Origin of the sequence: Rickettsia tillamookensis (assembly GCF_016743795.2) — a bacterium.
Classification (GTDB): domain Bacteria; phylum Pseudomonadota; class Alphaproteobacteria; order Rickettsiales; family Rickettsiaceae; genus Rickettsia; species Rickettsia tillamookensis.
Map to the genome: position 1 here is coordinate 1,235,159 of NZ_CP060138.2, position 17,542 is coordinate 1,252,700.

The following is a 17,542-nucleotide window of genomic DNA, read 5'->3' on the forward strand; positions in this document are numbered from 1 at the left end:
CTTAAAGTAATGCTTTAAGCTTAAAACCTAGAGTAGCTGTTCTAGTACAGTTTTGCTAACTCCCCGACCACCAAAGTTAAACTTCGGTGGTTGAAACTTGAGCAATTTAAGTTTAATTAATCGGGAGTGTCAATATGTCCAACCAAAATAAAAAGACCTTATCTGAAATCACATTAGAATTTGCTGCAAAAGAAATAGAAGCTCTAAAAGCTGAGATCATGCTTTTGCTAGAAAACCCTCTAATAAACAGCGATATAGAAAGAATAGAACAACGTTTAGTCAAACTAGAAGAAATATTTGTTAATGGTTTGTATACTTGAAAATATCATCATCCCATTTTATTAACTACCTACTACAAAAATAAGCACTAAGATAATTTATAGTGCAAAACTGTAAAGTTTCTATATCCGTTTCATCATATTAATGTAGAGAGGTAGATGCTTTAAAAGGAGGAAGAATATACATAACCATACCCGCCAATATTAGCATGATTATTCCTAAAATAATACCTACTATATTAAATGCATTTATAAAAGCAATATTAACCTCCTTAATTAATTCGTGAGCAAATGAAGGCGGTAATTGTTGAGCAATAATTATTCCTTCACCGATTGAGTCACGAGCTATTTCTGCCATTGATACAGAAACACCATTAGGGATTACTAGATTGTTACTATATATAAAAGACGTAATACTCACAATAACAGCTATACCTAATACATTACCTAATTCATATGCTGTTTCTTGTAGTGCTGCTGCACCTCCGGATCTCTCTGCCGGCACTGCATTCATCATAACTGTTACGGTGGTAGAGAGACATAGACTACTTCCTATACCGAGCAATCCAAGATATATAGTATTCGATAGTAAATCTCTATAGTCTAATATACTAGGTAAAATCAATGATATAGTAGTAAAGATAAGCCCGCTAAATATTTAAATATTATTATACGTGCAGTAAATCGTGTGAGTAAATATGGCATAACTACAGAGGCAATTAAAGCAAAAATTGCTGCAGGCAACATATAAAGACCTGCATACAAAGGACTTAACCCTTTGATAAACTGTAACCATAAGGACATCAGATACATTATGGATCCTAAGACACAAGTAATCAGCAAATAAACTATCACTCCTATACTAAAATTGCTAATTAAGAATAAACGCATATCTACTAACGGATCATCACTTTTAAGTTGGCGTAAGGTAAATATTATTAGTAATACAATGCCAATTAATAGCATTCCACCGGATGCTAGATTCATAATACCGTATTTAGCCAACATCTTAATGCCTTGAACTAAAGCTGCCATCCCAAAAAATGATTGAAATACTCCTATCCAATCCCATGGTTCATTACTAGGATTAGATGATTCAGGAATCCAAACTATGCCAAAAGCAATAATTACTAATGCAATAGGTGCGTTTATAAAAAATGCAAATTGCCAACTTAAAAGCTCAACCAATACTCCTCCTAGTACGGGTCCTATAGCTGCTCCTACGGTTGCCATTATTCCCCACACGGATATTGCAATCATACGTTCATGTGTATTAGTAAAAATGTTACGCAATATTGATAAAGTGGAAGGCATAATCATTGATCCTCCTAACCCAAGTAAAGCACGACATAATACTAATCCCCATGAGCTATCAAATACATAAACTAACATTGAAGCGATAGAAAAAACTAAAAGCCCCCAAAGTAATAATCTTTTACGACCAAATCTATCTCCTAATGCACCTGCGGTAATTAAAAGACCTGATAATACTAAGGCATATGCATTGATTATCCATAATTGTTGTAAATTAGATGGTTTTAAATCAAGTATTATAGTAGGCATAACAGCATGCAAAATTGTAGCATCCATAGATACTAAAAGTAAGCAAATGCTTAAAATAATTAAAATATGCCATCTAAATTTATAAGATTGAGATAATGAATTATCTTTAGTGATATATTCAGTTTGTGAGAATTGTGATATCATATATGATAAGCTATTTAATCAAGGGCTTTACTAAATCTATCTTTTTCGGGAACTATGGGACTGTTAACAAGTAATTTAATTAGCTTTTAAATTTATAACACTAAGTAAATTTAACATCTAAGCATCACCTAGTATGGAAGTCAAGATTTAATCTTATAAGCACAATAACATAAATAAAATTTGATTTTTCTTTCTCAAGTTTATACTTTAATTGGTAAGAGCCTGTTCACAATCTTATTTTAATTAATAATTAAATAGGTTTTTAAACGAAAATTAATAAGATTTTTGTAGGAATAGTTATTCATATTTCAAAAAAATCTTATAATTTGCAGCCAAAAAGACCTGAAATATAGGTAAATTAATTTACTTTCATACAGCCTAAGCTACGTACGAAAATTTTTATTTTCATATATTTTTTTTGTCTGTAATACTATTTCACCGATTTTTCTCTGAAAAATCTCTATAGGCGGTAATTCTGTCCAATAACGTGCAACGTGAATACCACTTGCTGACATTTCTAAAAGTTCTACTTGAGCATCTGATTTTTCGGAACAGAGAATAATACCTATCAGGGAATTTTCAGCTTCAAAACATTCATTCTTCTTTAGCCAATTTAAATATAACTCCATTTGACCTTTATATTCTGCTTTAAACTTGCCTGTTTTTAATTCAACTGCTACTAATCTTTTTAATTTTCTATTAAAAAACAGTAAATCTAAATAAAAATGTTCATTATCTATAGTCATACGCTTTTGCCTTGCTACAAAGGAAAAGCCAATGCCGAGTTCTAAAATAAATTGTTCGATTTGCTGCAATATTGCATTTTCTAAATCACTTTCATAATGTTCATCCGGAAGTTCTAAGAAATCAAGTATGTACGGGTCTTTAAGGATTAAATCAGGCTCTAACTGAGAATTCATTTTTAATAATGATAATACTTGTTCGTTGTTAGGTTTCTGCGATAACTTAGTTCTTTCATATAGCATTTTATCGATATTGCTACGCAACTTCCTAACACTCCAATTTTCTTGTATAGACATATAAGCATAAAAAACTCTTTGATTCTGTTCTTTTAAAGGCAATAACTCAACGATATGACTCCAACTTAATTGGTGCGACACTGTCGCACTAATTTGTTGATTCTGAAAAGATTGATAAAATTGGTTCATTCGTATCAATGCTGTACGAGAAAATCCTCGCCCATATAAAGATAAAAGATCTTTAGCTAACATCTTTATAACTTCCTGCCCATACTCAGCTCTAGTACTTTTAAGTATTTCTTCCTGAATTCTTTTGCCGATATTCCAATATAACATCGTCATTTCAGAATTAACTTTAATGGCAACTCGTACTTTAGCATTATCAATAAGAACACTAATATCTTTTATTAAATCAGTAGTATTTGCTGTTATTTCATTCATAATGGATTTTCTATTAATATATTTTTTGATACTTTTAGTGTATTTTAAATAGATTTTCAATACTAAAAGTAGTATTTTTGGCTTTTTTTACTAATCGTAGAATATACATTTGGATACAAAATAAATAAAATTTGCTTTTTTTTCTCAAGCTTATATTTTAATTGGTAAGTTAATAATATGGAAATTTATGTCAAATACAGATAAGGAAAGAGCCATTGCCGCAGCACTCGCACAAATCGAAAAAAGCTACGGTAAAGGTTCGGTAATGAAACTAGGGCAGCGTCCAAATGTTGATATAGAAGCCGTATCAACCGGCTCACTTGGGCTAGATATAGCTCTTGGAATCGGCGGTGTTCCTAAAGGTAGAATCATTGAAATTTTTGGTCCTGAAAGCTCAGGTAAAACTACTTTAACGCTACATTTAATTGCCGAAGCACAGAAAAAGGGCGGCACATGTGCCTTTATTGATGCCGAGCATGCCCTTGACCCTGCTTATGCTAAAAAATTAGGAGTAAATATTGATGAGCTTATTATTTCACAACCAGATACAGGTGAACAAGCTCTAGAAATTGCCGATACGTTAATTCGTTCCGGCGGTATTGATATGATAATAATAGATAGTGTTGCGGCTTTAGTACCAAAATCAGAGATTGAGGGCGAGATGGGTGATGCCCAAATGGCTTCTCAAGCAAGATTAATGAGCCAGGCTTTACGTAAACTTACCGCATCAATTAATCGTACCAATTGTATTACTGTTTTCATCAATCAAATCAGAATGAAAATAGGCGTGATGTTCGGCAGTCCTGAAACTACGACAGGCGGTAATGCCTTAAAATTCTATGCTTCTGTTAGGATTGATATAAGAAGAATAGGCTCCATTAAAGATAAAGAAGAAGTAATAGGCAGCCAAACTAAAGTAAAAGTAGTCAAGAACAAAGTATCTCCTCCGTTTAAAACTGCAGATTTTGATATAATGTACGGTTCAGGTATTTCAAAAGAAGGCGAGATAATCGACCTTGGAGTTAAGCTTGATATTGTTGAGAAATCCGGCTCTTGGTTTTCCTATAATAACGTACGCATAGGACAAGGACGTGAAAACGTCAAACAATATTTAAAGGAACATCCACAAATTTCCAACGAAATTGAGAAAATAATACGCGAAAAATCGTCAAAAATTACTAATATAAATCTTGATAAAATTGAGGAAAAACATGATTGATTTAACCGGCAAAACTGCTCTAATTACCGGAGCTTCCGGAGGAATAGGCGGAGCTATAGCTAAATTATTGCATAAACTTGGAAGTCACGTAATTATTAGCGGTAGTAATGAGGAAAAATTAAAAGCTCTTGGAAATATTTTAAAAGATAATTACACTATAGAAATATGTAACCTTGCAGATAAAGAAGAGTGCAGCAATTTAATATCTAAAGCATCAAAGCTAGATATTTTAGTATGTAATGCCGGTATTACTAGCGATACGCTAGCAATTAGAATGAAAGATGAAGATTTTGACAAAGTTATTGATATTAATTTAAAAGCAAATTTTATTTTAAATCGTGAAGCAATAAAAAAAATGATGCAAAACAGGTATGGACGCATTATTAATATATCTTCAATAGTAGGAATTTCAGGTAACCCTGGGCAGGCTAATTATTGCGCTTCTAAAGCAGGCTTAATAGGCATGACCAAATCACTTGCTTACGAGGTTGCAACCAGAGGCATCACGGTTAATGCAGTAGCTCCAGGATTTATTAAATCAGATATGACCGATAAACTAAACGAAAAGCAAAGAGAAGCCATAGTACAAAAAATTCCGTTAGGCACTTACGGTATGCCGGAAGACGTAGCAAACGCAGTCGCATTTTTAACAAGCGATCAGGCATCATATATTACCGGCCAAACTATCCACGTAAACGGGGGAATGTTAATGGTGTAAAATTTTGTGCTAGCATAAAATAATTTTTTGTGCTAGAAGTTCTTTTAAAGATAAAATGCTATGAATATTTTAAATAAATATTCATACAGTTAAAATAAAGTCTAATAGCTGAATAACCGCTATTATACGGCATATAAAATTAAATGATTTATGGAGTTCAAAATTATGAGTACAACGGACAAGATCGAACAGAAAGTTATTGAAATGGTTGCTGAAAAGCTAAATAAAGATAAATCGATAATAACTACGGATTCAAGATTTATAGAAGATTTGAAAGCCGATAGTCTTGATACCGTAGAGTTAATGATGGCAATAGAAGTTGAATACGGTATTGATATCCCTGATGATGAAGCCACTAAAATTAAAACCGTATCCGATGTTATAAAATATATCAAAGAACGCCAATCTTAATCTGCATAAATTAAATCCCTAATTAGATAATTAAAAATGTCGAACCAACGAGTAAATAAAAGAGTAGTTATTACTGGACTTGGACTTGTTACTCCTATTGGGCTTAATGTTAGCTCATCTTGGAAAAATATTGTAAATGGGATAAGCGGTATAAAAACTATTACGGAATTTGACACTTCTAAACTTGCGTGTAAAATTGCCGGACTTATAGATAACTCTGAGAAAGATGGATTTAAACTTGAAAACTTCACACAAGCAGATGACGTTAATAGACTAAGTAAAATGGATAAATTTATCCATTACGGAGTAGCAGCCGCAACCGAAGCAGTTGAAGATAGCGGCTGGTTACCCGAAGATGAAAAATCTCGTGATAGAACCGGTTTGATATTAGGCTCAGGAATCGGTGGGCTTAAAATGATCGAAGATACCTCTATCAAACTTTATCAAGAAAATAACGGCAAAGTTAGTCCTTTCTTTATTCCTGCTTCATTAATTAATCTTTTATCCGGTCTTGTTTCTATAAAATACGGCTTTAGCGGTCCGAATCAGGCGGCAGTAACGGCTTGTTCTACGGGTGCTCACGCTATAGGCGATGCTATGCGTATGATAAAGCATGGCTATGCCGACGTTATGATCGCAGGCGGTGCAGAAGCTCCGGTTACACCTGTTGGAGTTGCAGGTTTCGTTGCTGCTAGAGCATTATGTACTAAATATAACGATAATCCTGAAAAAGCCTCAAGACCTTGGGATAAAGACCGCAGCGGTTTTGTTATGGGTGAAGGAGCAGGCGTTGTAGTCTTGGAAGAATATGAGCATGCCTTAAATCGAGGGGCTAAAATTTACGGTGAAGTTATAGGATACGGCTCTACAGGTGATGCGTACCATATGACAGCACCGCATCCTGAAGGTAGAGGAGCTTATAGAGCGATGAGAGATGCAATGCTAGATGCAGCTATCACTCCCGATATGATTGATTACATTAATGCACATGGCACTTCTACTAATCTCGGTGATGGAATAGAATTAGCTGCCGTACAAAAATTATTTTTAGAAGCGAATCCCCAAATTTTAATGTCTTCTACTAAATCATCAATAGGACATTTGCTTGGTGCGGCAGGAAGCGTTGAGTTTATCTTTTCAGCTCTTGCAATTCGAGATCAGATTGCACCGCCAACTTTAAATTTAGATAACCCTATGGATGAGGTTAAGATAGATTTAGTAAAATTAAAAGCTAGAGAAACTAAAATAGACTACGTGCTTTCCAACTCATTCGGGTTCGGCGGTACTAATGCTAGCTTAGTCATTAGGAAGATTTGAGCTTACTCTTATTACCCCCGCAACAACTTCTCTTGAACGCAAAAATAACATATACCTCAAGTAAATGAAAGTAGGTAGACGAAGTTTAATTTGGAAAAGAGCAAGGAGTTTATAAGGCAAGGAGCGGAGCGTACATTTAGTACGTGAGCACCGCAGAACTTATAAAACGACGTAGCCAATTTTGCAAATTAAACGAGTATACCATTATGACCCCAATTTATTACATTAAAGACGGTAATCTAAGCTTTGCAGATAAAGTAATCTTATCTGATTTAGAACTTTATTTATACAAAGGTGATAAGATTTGTCTTATAGGACGTAACGGCTGCGGAAAATCAAGCCTAATAAAAGTAATCTCAGGAGATTACGAACTAGATAACGGTGAACTATTTCAAGATCCTGCAATTACAACCGGCTATTTAAGACAAGATATTTCTATAAAGACTAATCTAACTGTTTACGATTTTATTTTACAACAAACATATAGTACAAAAGAAATAGATAAGTACCAAATCGATATCATCCTAGAAAAATTACAAATCAGCGGAACTGATAGCTTATCCACATATTCAGGCGGTCAGCTTAGAAGAGCAAGACTTGCTAAAGCCTTAATATTAGAGCCGGAAATATTACTACTTGATGAACCGACCAATCATCTAGATATTGAAACGATTGAGTGGCTAGAAGAATTTGTTAAATCTTATAACGGTGCTATTATTTGCGTTAGTCATGACAGAACATTCCTCTCAAATGTTACTAATAAAATTTGGTGGCTTGATAGAGGGATTTTACGTAAATCCGATAAAGGATTTAAATTTTTTGATGAATGGCAAAATGTTATAATAGAGCAAGAAGAAGCAGCTCTTCGGAAATTAAATAAAAAACTATCTCAAGAAAATGAATGGTTAAATACTGGGGTTACTGCTAGACGTAAGCGGAATCAAAAGAGACTTGAGGAGTTGAAAGCTTTAAGAGTAATAACAAGAAAACAGACTGAAAAACTAGCTAGTTCAAAACAAAGAGTTAGGGCAGAGCTTGCTGAAAATATAGCTAAAAGTAAATTCATTATTGAAGCAGATAATATTAGTTTCAGCTATAAAAATACTAAAATCATTGATAATTTCAGTTTTCGTGTAAAAAAAGGCGAGAAAATCGGTATAATCGGTGCAAACGGCTCAGGCAAATCTACTTTTATCAAATTACTGACAAAGCAACTTACACCTGACTTAGGTAAAATTATATATGGCGGTAATTTAGATATTTCATATTTTGATCAACATAGAGAAAAACTAGAGCCTAATCATACATTACAACAAACTTTATGTCCTACAGGCGGTGATCAAGTATTTTTACCAAATGATAAAACCATGCATGTTGCCGGTTATTTAAAACAATTCATGTTTGATCCTAAACTACTAAATGCAAAAACCTCTATTCTATCGGGCGGCGAAGCTAATAGATTATTACTTGCAAAAATTCTAATAAATCCAGGTAATTTACTTATATTAGATGAACCAACTAATGACCTCGATATGGATAGTTTGGAAATTTTACTAGATATACTTGCAGATTATTCAGGTACTTTAATAGTCGTGAGCCATGATCGTGACTTCTTAGATAGGTTAGTTACTAGAACTTTAGTTTTCGCTCAAGGTAAAATTCATGATTTAACAGGAGGTTATGAAGATTATAAACAATATTTTACTACGACTTCTATAGTTAAAAAAGCTTCAAAACCACTACCATTAACTTCTCAAAAAGAACCTCTAAATAAAAAGCTATCTTATAAATACCAGCGTTTACTTGAAACATTGCCCAACGATATTGAAAAGCTAGAAATATCCATCAAACACTTAGAAAAAGAACTTGAAGATGTTAATCTATATTTAGATAATCCTACAAAATATAACCGCATTACTAGTCAATTAATTAATGATAAAAAGAAGCTAGATGAGTTATTAAATCAATGGCTAGAAATACAAAATTAATTTTTGCTAAAATTTTCTTGACTTAATTGTTAATTTTTGTTAACGTTTTTTGGCGTTAATATTAAAGATGATTAGCATGTATGTCTGATATAACAGCTACATTAAAATATAAATTCGATAATTTAAAAGAGCACCTTAAAAACTCTTATTCTCGCTCTCAAATAGAAACAATTCTAGGAGAATTGAGTAGTTTACAAAGCGAAGCAGCTTCATATGGCTTGAATTTTGACATATCCAATCTAAAAGAGAATGCTGAAACTAAGCTCAAGAACTATGAAGTAGAACAATCTATTGAGAAAGCTAGAGTTCAAGAAGAAGAATTTCTAAAATTACAAAGAGCAATAAAACTTGCCGAAGAAGAAAAAGAAATCGCACAAAGAATTGCTGCCTTAAACAGCTATTACAATAAAGAATTTATTCCAAAGATTACTAAAAGTATCGAAAAAATAAATGAAGAAACTACTGAGCTCAAACATACAACTAATAAATTAGAAAAAGAAAATGTTATAGCTCCTGATGCACTTAATTCTCACATATTAACTCATGAAGAAATATTAGTACAGCATAAAGAACATAAAGAACTTTATGAACAACAAGGAAAAGTAAATAAAGAACATGAAAGTATAAATGCTGAATTAGGTGAATTAAATAAAGAAATAGAAAATTTAAATAAAGAATTACAAAAGAAAAATTTAACCCCTACAGAAATCAAAGATTTAAAAGATGAGTTAGCAGATTATCAAGAAGCATTAAAAGCTCGTAAATCACGTGCAGAGCAGTTAACTAAACTCAAAAAAACAACTGATAAGGAAATCGCTAAATATGAAGTAGCAAGAAAAGTACGTAGCGATGAAATCAAAAAATTTGGAAATGCCGTTAAAACACGGTATGAAAAAGATCCTGAAAAATTTTCAGAAGCATATGATAAATATAAGGCTCTTAAAAATCAGCATAAAGCTATTGAAACAGACGGCATTGTAAAAGATACAGAGCATCATAATAAAGTAATAAATAAAATTAATGCGGATAAAACTAAATCTTTAGCCGATAAAATGAGAGAGCAAACTAAAGTAAAAAATAATAATGTTGGGAGTTTATCCCCTTCTCGTACTCCTAATATTAATTCTACAAATAATAAAACGAGAGGAATTTAACTAAATAGTGAAATAATATGTTTAAAAATTTAACGCCTGAAGAAAGAAAAAAAAAATTACAAGAATTAAAATCTCAAACTACTACGGAAATAGAACGTACAAATGCTGACCACCAAAAATTTATTAATAATATTCAACATGCAACATTAGATTTAAACAGAGGAAACCAAGAATTAGAAGATATTAATACAAAACTTGCCGGCAAAGGTGCTAAAAAAGGCGGATGTGAAATAATATAAATTATTATTGCATCTTAAATGATTTACCCTGAAAATTACAAGTACAGCCTCCAGGTTCTGTGAAGCTTTCTAAAAAAATTTAATTTTGGTTATTTTTTGCTGCAAATTATAAGATTTTTTTGAAATATGAACAACTATTCCAACAAAAATCTTATTAATTTTCGCTAAAAAATACCTCAAAATAGCAAATCAATTAGAAAGCTTCACAAAACCTAATTTTCAGGGTAAGAAAAATTCTTTTCTCGTTCTGCAACTATAATCTCATGTATTTTTTTAAGCGTCTGGTCGAAATCATCGTTAGTAATTACATAATCGTACTCATTAGCATGTGACATTTCGTTTTGTGCCGACTGCATACGTAATTTTATTGCTTCTTCATTATCTGTCGCTCTATTTCTTAAGCGTTGTTCCAGTATTTCAATACTAGGAGGCAATATAAATATAGCAACAACATTAGTAGCGTTTTTCTTAATGCTCTTTGCTCCTTGCCAATCAATATCAAACAAAACGTCCAAGCCTTGATTTAATAACATTTTGACATATTCTTTAGGCGTACCGTAATAATTATAGTATATTTTAGCATATTCAAGAAATTTATTCTGCTTAACTAATTCTTCAAATTCTAGCTTGGTCTTAAAGTAATAGTTTATGCCCTCTACTTCTCCTAAACGTGGTTTTCTTGTAGTTGCCGAAATAGATAAACGCAAATTATTATCTATCTTCAATAATGCTTTAGCTAAACTTGACTTACCCGTACCTGAAGGGGAAGATAAAATTATAATCAGTCCTTTATTTTTTATTGTCATATTTTATGTTTTATTTCGTAGATACAGCATATTTCAGAAAGATTCAGACAAGATTCATTTAAATGCAAGCCTGCGAAAGCAGTAGATAAACTACGTGAGTACAGCCAAATCATACAAAATTCGCTTGCATCAAGCTTTATGAATTATGTCGTACTTTTCTTTTTATTACCTCATCCATAGTACAATTAAAGTATTTTGCTATTTTTAAGATTGTATCTATTTCAGGATTGAATTCACGATTAGCTTCCGCTCTCATAATTCTACTAACAGTAGTATAAGGGATATTAGTGACTTCAGCAAGATATTTACGATCTATCTTTTCTTGTTTTAATTTTTCTTCTAAAAATTCTTTCACTTTAGTAGCAAGTGCCATATTAATAACCTCTGAATAAATAAAGGATAGATATATACAAAGTTTGGCGAGTATTACCAGCCTTGTTACATGGATCAAAAAACCTACTCAATGTCATCCCATGGCTTGTCCACGGTATCCAGAAAAACAACTAAAAATACTAATATTATTAGTATTTTTAACTGGATCCCGTGAATAAATCACGGGATGACAGGAAGAAATCGAGCTATGCAACAACACGAGTATTACCAAACATTTTTTATAATTATAGGTAATTTATAAGACCTTATAATTACCAAATCAAACCTGATATTATAATTTCTATATTTAGAATTGCTACTTAAAAACATTTCAGCAGCCCTAGTAATTCTTCTTTGCTGATTGAAAGATACAAATCTATCATCAATTTTAGAGCTTCTTGCTTTAACTTCAATAAAAACAATTTCTTTATTACGTAACGCAATAATATCTATTTCACCGACATAATAACGTTTTCTATGATGTAGTATTTGATAAAATTTTAATTTATAGATTATTATACAAATATATTCGGCAATAATGCCGAAATAATCCTTTTTCATTATTCCTTAGGTAACAATACTTGCACAAATTCCGTTTTAGATAGATCAGCTGCTACATTTACCATAACATCATGTTCCGTAACTTTAGACACATAACCCACTAAAATACCTGCAGGATAAATATTACCGTGTCCGGAGGTTACTATTTCCTCATCTTTTTGTACTAAATGATTGTTAGGCAAGTATAAAATTTTACTATTATTATTATTACCTGCTAAAATACCTTGTTCTCTTGAAGAATTAGCTTTAATAGGTATTCTAGAATTAACATCGCTAATTAACATTACTTTAGCATAATTATTACTCACTTCTATTACTTTTCCTATTAATTTTCCTGAATTAACAACGATTTGATCAGGTTCAATGCCTTGCTTTTTACCTGCAGAAATCAAAGCAGTTCTAGAAAAGGGATTAAAGGAAACACTAAGTAATTTAGTAGTAATATATTCAAATTCTTCTTCCTCAGCAATCGTTAACAAATCTTTTAATGCAATATTTTCGGCTCTTACCGATTCTACTTCACTTTGCAAATGTTGTAATCTTGCTATTTCAAGTTTAAGTTCTATATTTTTTCGTTCTAAATCTTGAAAATAAACAAATTTTTGTGTTATTGAATTTATATATTCAAATATATCTTCATAAACTGCTAAACCGGTTGATACTATACTACCGGTTATCTCAAGAGATATACTAGATATTTTTTTAGGCGTAGTAAAAAATAAATATACAGACAATCCAAGCCCAAATATAACAAAAAAACGCTTAAGAGTATTTGATATTATTCTTATTAATTCTAATGAATTTGAAGAATTTTTTACTCTATTTGCAAGTATTGCCATTTTTAATCCTGTTTAAATAGTACATGTTTTAGCTTTGTAAAATCTTCAAGTACTTTTCCTGTTCCAAGTGCCACGCAAGAGAGGGCATCATCTGCAACTATTACCGGCAACTTAGTGGCTTCACTAAGAACAAAGTCAAGATTTCGTAATAATGAGCCGCCGCCTGTTAAAACAATTCCCTTATCAACTATATCTGAAGATAACTCAGGAGGGGTTGCCTCTAGTGCTACTTTTACCGCTTCAACAATTTGACTTACCGGTTCAATTAGACTATCAGCAATTTGTCTTTCGTTCAATATCATTTCTTTAGGAATACCGTAAATTAAATCACGTCCTTTAATTTCCATTTTTCTCGGTTCAGCGTTTTCATCTACATAAGCCGTACCTATTTCTTGCTTTATCTTTTCAGCAGTAGCCTCACCTATCAATAGGTTATAGTGCCTCCTTATATATGAGATAATAGCTTCATCCATCTTATCACCGCCGACTCTTACCGACCTTGCATATACTATGCCCCCTAGTGATAAAACTGCAACTTCCGTAGTGCCTCCTCCAATATCAACAATCATCGAACCGGTCGCTTCCGTTACGGGTAGCCCTGCACCAATCGCCGCCGCCATAGGTTCTTCAATTAAATAGACATCCCTACCCCCTGCACTTTCTGCTGCTTCTTGAATAGCACGACGCTCAACCGGCGTAGAACCGGAAGGCACACAAATAACAATTGTCGGACCAAAAAAAGAGCGACGATTATGCACCATTCTAATAAAATACTTTATCATTTCCTCTGCACCCTTAAAATCGGCAATAACACCGTCTTTTAAAGGTCTTTTTGCTTCAATATCCGTAGGAGTACGCCCAAGCATCATTTTTGCTTCATGACCATAAGCATAAGGCACAAAAGCACCGTCTTTTTTTATTAACGCAATAACAGAAGGTTCCCTTAGAACAATTCCACGACTTTTTTGATAGACAATAGTATTTGCCGTACCAAGATCTATAGCCATACCAGAAGAAAACCCTTCCAAAAATTTCATTATCATTTTATTTTTTCTCTCTAAATTCTAAAAACATTTCTATATAGTCAAATACATTGAATATAGACGAAGTTTAATTTGGAAAAGAGCTAGGAGTCTCAGAATTTTTGACCGCAGCGTAGGATAACTACGTGAGGATCAAAAATGAGAAACGACGACGCCAATTTTTCAAATTAAACGAGTATATATTAAATCTCTTTGTAATGTAAAATAATAAAGTTACTAATAAAAAATATTAGCATACTAGGCAATAAAATAGCAGCAATTAAAGATAAATTATTATAAGTAAGTATTTTTAATAATATTTCTGATAACGAATATGCTATAAAACCCGAAAATAAACCTAATATCAGTATTTTTTCTTGGGAATTATCACGCTGTTTAAGACTAATAAAACAACTTGCTAAAATTACGGTTGCCATCATCATTATAGGCTTAAATAATTGCTTGTAATAATAAATTTGATAATTAATAGCCGGTAAACCTGAATTTAATAATTCATTAATTAATTTAGGTAAAGCCCAAATAGAAACCATTTCAGGACGAATAAATTTATTTACTAAACTATTAATTGATAAATTTGTCTGTATAGTTAAATTATTGTAAGCCTTAGTTTCCTCTTTTGTAAAAACCTTAACCCTATTTAAATGTAACATTTTATTTTCAATAATACCGTATAATGCATCAATTCTCTTTAAAAAAGAATTATTACTATCAACAAATAAAATTGTAATATTATTTAATTTTTTCTCGGCAATATTAATAAATTGTGTTTGGATAATTTGATTTTCATCATTTAAAGATTCAAAAAATAATAAACCTGATTTAGATATTATCCCCTCACTCAAGGCTTTTTTAGTTAGTTTTGCTTCTAATAACTCATATTTTTGTAAGCCTATAGTACCGATAGGATTCAATATAGTCGTAAAAACTATACCTAAAATTAAAGTTACAATACATGGAATAACAAGCACTTGCCAAATATGAATACCACTAGATAACATAGCCGTTAATTCATTATTTTTTGTTAGATTTCTAAGAAAAAATAACATAGAGGTAAAACTAATTAACGAAGATACTTGACCTAGCAAATAAGGAATCTTATATAAGATAAGTCTCCAAAAAAAACTAAAAGGAACATAAATATTTTTGAATTTTTGTAAAAGATCAAAAATATTTGAGATGATTAATAGCCCAATTAAAAGAAATAATATAATAAAGAAACACTTAGAATATAATTTAGTAAGATACCAAGAAAGTGTTTTTAGATTAATCATTATAAATTCAGTGCTAATACGAATTTAAATAAGAATTTGTGTGGTGGGGCTGGTAGGACTTGAACCTACGACCACACCGTTATGAGCGGCGTGCTCTAACCAACTGAGCTACAGCCCCTTTTCATTTGAAATTTATATAATTATTATGCCGTTAAGTCTAGTAAAATTTTTATATTTTTGAGGTATTGTCTAATCGGTGTCATACCGTGGCTTGTCCACGGTATCCAGTAAAACAACTAAAATACTAATAATATTAGTATTTTTAACTGGATCCCGTGAATAAATCACGGGATGACGGCGGTGGAATTGATCCACACATCAACGCTTTCGCAATAATAACATCAAGTTATAAATAAAAAAGGTCGAGCTTATTACTCGACCTTTTAAACTACTAAATAATAAATTTAGTAAATAATTTTAGTGATGTACAACTGTTACAGCTCTACGATTATAAGCAAAAGCTTCTTCAGTATTACCCATCATAGCAGGTCTATCTTTACCATAAGAGATTGTATTTAATCTGCTATGGTCGATTCCTTTATGAGCTAAGAATTTTTTCGCTGCTGCTGCTCTTCTTTCACCTAAACCTAAGTTATATTCTCTGGTACCTCTTTCATCACAATGTCCTTCAACAGTAGCTTTTACTTCAGGATGCTTTGATAACCAGCAAGCTTGTCTTTCTAGTTCTTCTTTAGCCTTTGGTGATAAATCTGATCTATCAAAAGCAAACCATACTGCATTTCCTGCATGCTTCTCAAAATCTTTCATTAATGAGGTTTCTTCTCCTTGGTTCATGTTACCGTCAAATTGCGGTGCTCTTTTTTTTGTATTACACCCTGCAAGCACAAATAATGCAAGAAAAGCTAATGTAATTTTTGTTATTTTCATAATTAAACTCCTTAGAAGATTATAATTTATTAATATTGCATTCATTTTAGCTAGTCATAAAATTAAACTAACCAAAAGCTATGTGAGTTAGTATATATCATTATTTTATTAGTTTAAAGGCTAAAATATTATAAAATGCAATTACTCATGAATAAATGTGGTAAAAATATCATTTTTATAATACGAGTAGATACTTTGGATAAATAGATAAATGAAGTTTAATGTAGAAAAGAGGAATCGATTTTGAAGCTTATAACCGCAGCGTATATATAAATATATAATATGTGAGGATCAAGAAATATTAAACAACGAACGTAGCCAATTTTTGAAATTCTACCTGAGTATATTCACCATCTAATTAATGCACTGCCCCAAGTAAGACCTGCACCTATAGCTGAAAATAGTAAAATATCACCTTTTTTTATTTTATCTGATGTTTTGAGAGTACTTAAAGCAAGAGGAATAGAAGCCGCTGAGCAATTAGCATGTTTCTCGACGGTCTTTATTATTTTATGTTCCGGTAGGTTTAATGATTCGGCGAGTTTATTTATAATACGGATATTTGCTTGATGAGGTATAAAATAATCAATATCGCTTACACTGAATTGATTAGCACGCAGTAAATCTTCTATAGACTGTTGCATTTTTTCTATTGCATGACGAAATAATTTTTGCCCCTGCATAACTATTTTGCCACTAATACCGTTCATACTTACACCACCGTTTGTGTATAATATTTCATAATCAGCCCCACTTGAGAAGATATTACTATCTATTAAACCGGAATCATCACTACTACGCTGTAATATTACGCTACCGGCCCCATCACCGAATAAAACGCAAGTAGTCCTATCATTCCAATCTAATAATGACGTCATTTTCTCGGCTCCTATAAGCAAAATAGTTTTATATTTACCTGATGAGATAAGAGAATTCGCTACTTGTAAACCATAAACAAAGCCGGCACACACTGCTTGTAAATCAAAAGACGGTATATTAGTTAAACCAAGATAGCCCTGAAGTTTAGTGGCAACCGAAGGGAAACTATTATCGGGAGTAGTAGTGCATGTAATAATTAAATCGATATCGCTTGCCGATATTCTTGCATCTATTATAGCTTTTTTAGCTGATTTTAAAGCAAGATGGGAAGTATATTCGTTATCGTCTGCTATATGACGCTGCGTAATACCTGTTCTTGTTCTAATCCACTCATCGTTAGTGTCTACGAATTTTGCAAGTTCGTCATTACTAACTATTTTTGAAGGAAGATACCCACCGCAACCGATAATTTTACAGGTCATAAATCTTAA

The 17,542-nt window shown here is 32.1% G+C and carries 19 protein-coding genes and 1 tRNA gene; 8 read left to right on the top strand and 12 right to left on the bottom strand.

The features are described 5' to 3' along the window. Positions 1 to 134 precede the first annotated feature (134 nt). Positions 135 to 320, top strand: coding sequence for a hypothetical protein (locus H6P87_RS06190; protein ID WP_202069250.1), 186 nt, complete (start codon positions 135 to 137; stop codon positions 318 to 320). Between the two features lie 100 nt (positions 321 to 420). Here H6P87_RS06190 and H6P87_RS06195 read toward each other — a convergent pair whose 3' ends face one another. From H6P87_RS06195 to H6P87_RS06205, 3 genes are all read right to left on the bottom strand, one after another. Further along, the gene (locus H6P87_RS06195) at positions 421 to 903 is read right to left on the bottom strand and encodes an MFS transporter (RefSeq protein WP_246437859.1); all 483 of its coding nucleotides are present in this window, start codon (positions 901 to 903) and stop codon (positions 421 to 423) included. After that, positions 900 to 1,985: an MFS transporter gene (locus H6P87_RS06200; RefSeq protein WP_202069252.1), complete on the bottom strand. Its 1,086-nt coding sequence runs from the start codon at positions 1,983 to 1,985 to the stop codon at positions 900 to 902. The genes H6P87_RS06195 and H6P87_RS06200 overlap by 4 nt, the downstream gene beginning before the upstream one ends. A gap of 383 nt (positions 1,986 to 2,368) precedes the next feature. Beyond that, complete coding sequence (locus H6P87_RS06205; RefSeq protein WP_202069259.1) at positions 2,369 to 3,406, bottom strand: PDDEXK nuclease domain-containing protein; 1,038 nt, start codon at positions 3,404 to 3,406, stop codon at positions 2,369 to 2,371. 187 nt (positions 3,407 to 3,593) lie between these two features. On the opposite strand from H6P87_RS06205, the gene recA reads away from it, so the two are divergent. From recA to H6P87_RS06240, 7 genes are all read left to right on the top strand, one after another. Then, a complete protein-coding gene (recA, locus tag H6P87_RS06210) occupies positions 3,594 to 4,625 on the top strand; it encodes a recombinase RecA (protein WP_202069266.1) in 1,032 nt (343 codons plus the stop codon). Further along, entirely contained in the window at positions 4,618 to 5,343 is a 726-nt protein-coding gene (gene fabG / locus H6P87_RS06215) for a 3-oxoacyl-ACP reductase FabG (RefSeq protein WP_202069268.1), read from the top strand. Before recA ends, fabG begins: the two co-directional genes overlap by 8 nt. 150 nt (positions 5,344 to 5,493) lie before the next feature. Then, positions 5,494 to 5,754, top strand: a complete 261-nt coding sequence (gene acpP, locus H6P87_RS06220; RefSeq protein ID WP_008579292.1) for an acyl carrier protein — start codon at positions 5,494 to 5,496, stop codon at positions 5,752 to 5,754. Between the two features lie 36 nt (positions 5,755 to 5,790). Further along, positions 5,791 to 7,071 (top strand): beta-ketoacyl-ACP synthase II, encoded by a 1,281-nt coding sequence (gene fabF / locus H6P87_RS06225; protein ID WP_202069278.1) that lies wholly within the window; start codon positions 5,791 to 5,793, stop codon positions 7,069 to 7,071. 206 nt (positions 7,072 to 7,277) lie between these two features. Then, complete coding sequence (locus H6P87_RS06230) at positions 7,278 to 9,059, top strand: ABC-F family ATP-binding cassette domain-containing protein (protein ID WP_202069279.1); 1,782 nt, start codon at positions 7,278 to 7,280, stop codon at positions 9,057 to 9,059. Positions 9,060 to 9,139: 80 nt separating this feature from the next. Beyond that, positions 9,140 to 10,213: an actin-based motility regulator RoaM gene (roaM, locus tag H6P87_RS06235; protein WP_202069281.1), complete on the top strand. Its 1,074-nt coding sequence runs from the start codon at positions 9,140 to 9,142 to the stop codon at positions 10,211 to 10,213. 17 nt (positions 10,214 to 10,230) lie between these two features. Beyond that, a complete protein-coding gene (locus tag H6P87_RS06240; protein WP_202069288.1) occupies positions 10,231 to 10,452 on the top strand; it encodes a hypothetical protein in 222 nt (73 codons plus the stop codon). Between the two features lie 212 nt (positions 10,453 to 10,664). Here H6P87_RS06240 and gmk read toward each other — a convergent pair whose 3' ends face one another. The 9 genes from gmk to H6P87_RS06285 form a co-directional block, all read right to left on the bottom strand. After that, positions 10,665 to 11,258, bottom strand: coding sequence for a guanylate kinase (gene gmk / locus H6P87_RS06245; RefSeq protein WP_202069290.1), 594 nt, complete (start codon positions 11,256 to 11,258; stop codon positions 10,665 to 10,667). Between the two features lie 136 nt (positions 11,259 to 11,394). Then, entirely contained in the window at positions 11,395 to 11,631 is a 237-nt protein-coding gene (locus H6P87_RS06250; RefSeq protein ID WP_039595196.1) for a helix-turn-helix transcriptional regulator, read from the bottom strand. A 224-nt stretch (positions 11,632 to 11,855) separates the two neighbouring features. Next, positions 11,856 to 12,191, bottom strand: a complete 336-nt coding sequence (locus H6P87_RS06255) for a YraN family protein (RefSeq protein WP_202069292.1) — start codon at positions 12,189 to 12,191, stop codon at positions 11,856 to 11,858. After that, positions 12,191 to 13,030, bottom strand: a complete 840-nt coding sequence (mreC, locus tag H6P87_RS06260) for a rod shape-determining protein MreC (RefSeq protein ID WP_202069294.1) — start codon at positions 13,028 to 13,030, stop codon at positions 12,191 to 12,193. Before mreC ends, H6P87_RS06255 begins: the two co-directional genes overlap by 1 nt. A 2-nt stretch (positions 13,031 to 13,032) precedes the next feature. Further along, entirely contained in the window at positions 13,033 to 14,073 is a 1,041-nt protein-coding gene (locus H6P87_RS06265; RefSeq protein ID WP_040256378.1) for a rod shape-determining protein, read from the bottom strand. A gap of 182 nt (positions 14,074 to 14,255) precedes the next feature. Then, positions 14,256 to 15,344: an LptF/LptG family permease gene (locus H6P87_RS06270; protein ID WP_202069295.1), complete on the bottom strand. Its 1,089-nt coding sequence runs from the start codon at positions 15,342 to 15,344 to the stop codon at positions 14,256 to 14,258. A 41-nt stretch (positions 15,345 to 15,385) separates the two neighbouring features. Then, positions 15,386 to 15,462, bottom strand: a tRNA-Ile gene (locus tag H6P87_RS06275). A gap of 299 nt (positions 15,463 to 15,761) precedes the next feature. Beyond that, positions 15,762 to 16,232 carry a peptidoglycan-associated lipoprotein Pal gene (pal, locus tag H6P87_RS06280; RefSeq protein WP_202069297.1) on the bottom strand — a complete coding sequence of 157 codons (471 nt, stop codon included), beginning with the start codon at positions 16,230 to 16,232 and terminating at the stop codon, positions 15,762 to 15,764. Positions 16,233 to 16,579: 347 nt separating this feature from the next. Further along, positions 16,580 to 17,533 (bottom strand): beta-ketoacyl-ACP synthase III, encoded by a 954-nt coding sequence (locus H6P87_RS06285; protein WP_202069299.1) that lies wholly within the window; start codon positions 17,531 to 17,533, stop codon positions 16,580 to 16,582. Positions 17,534 to 17,542 lie beyond the last annotated feature (9 nt).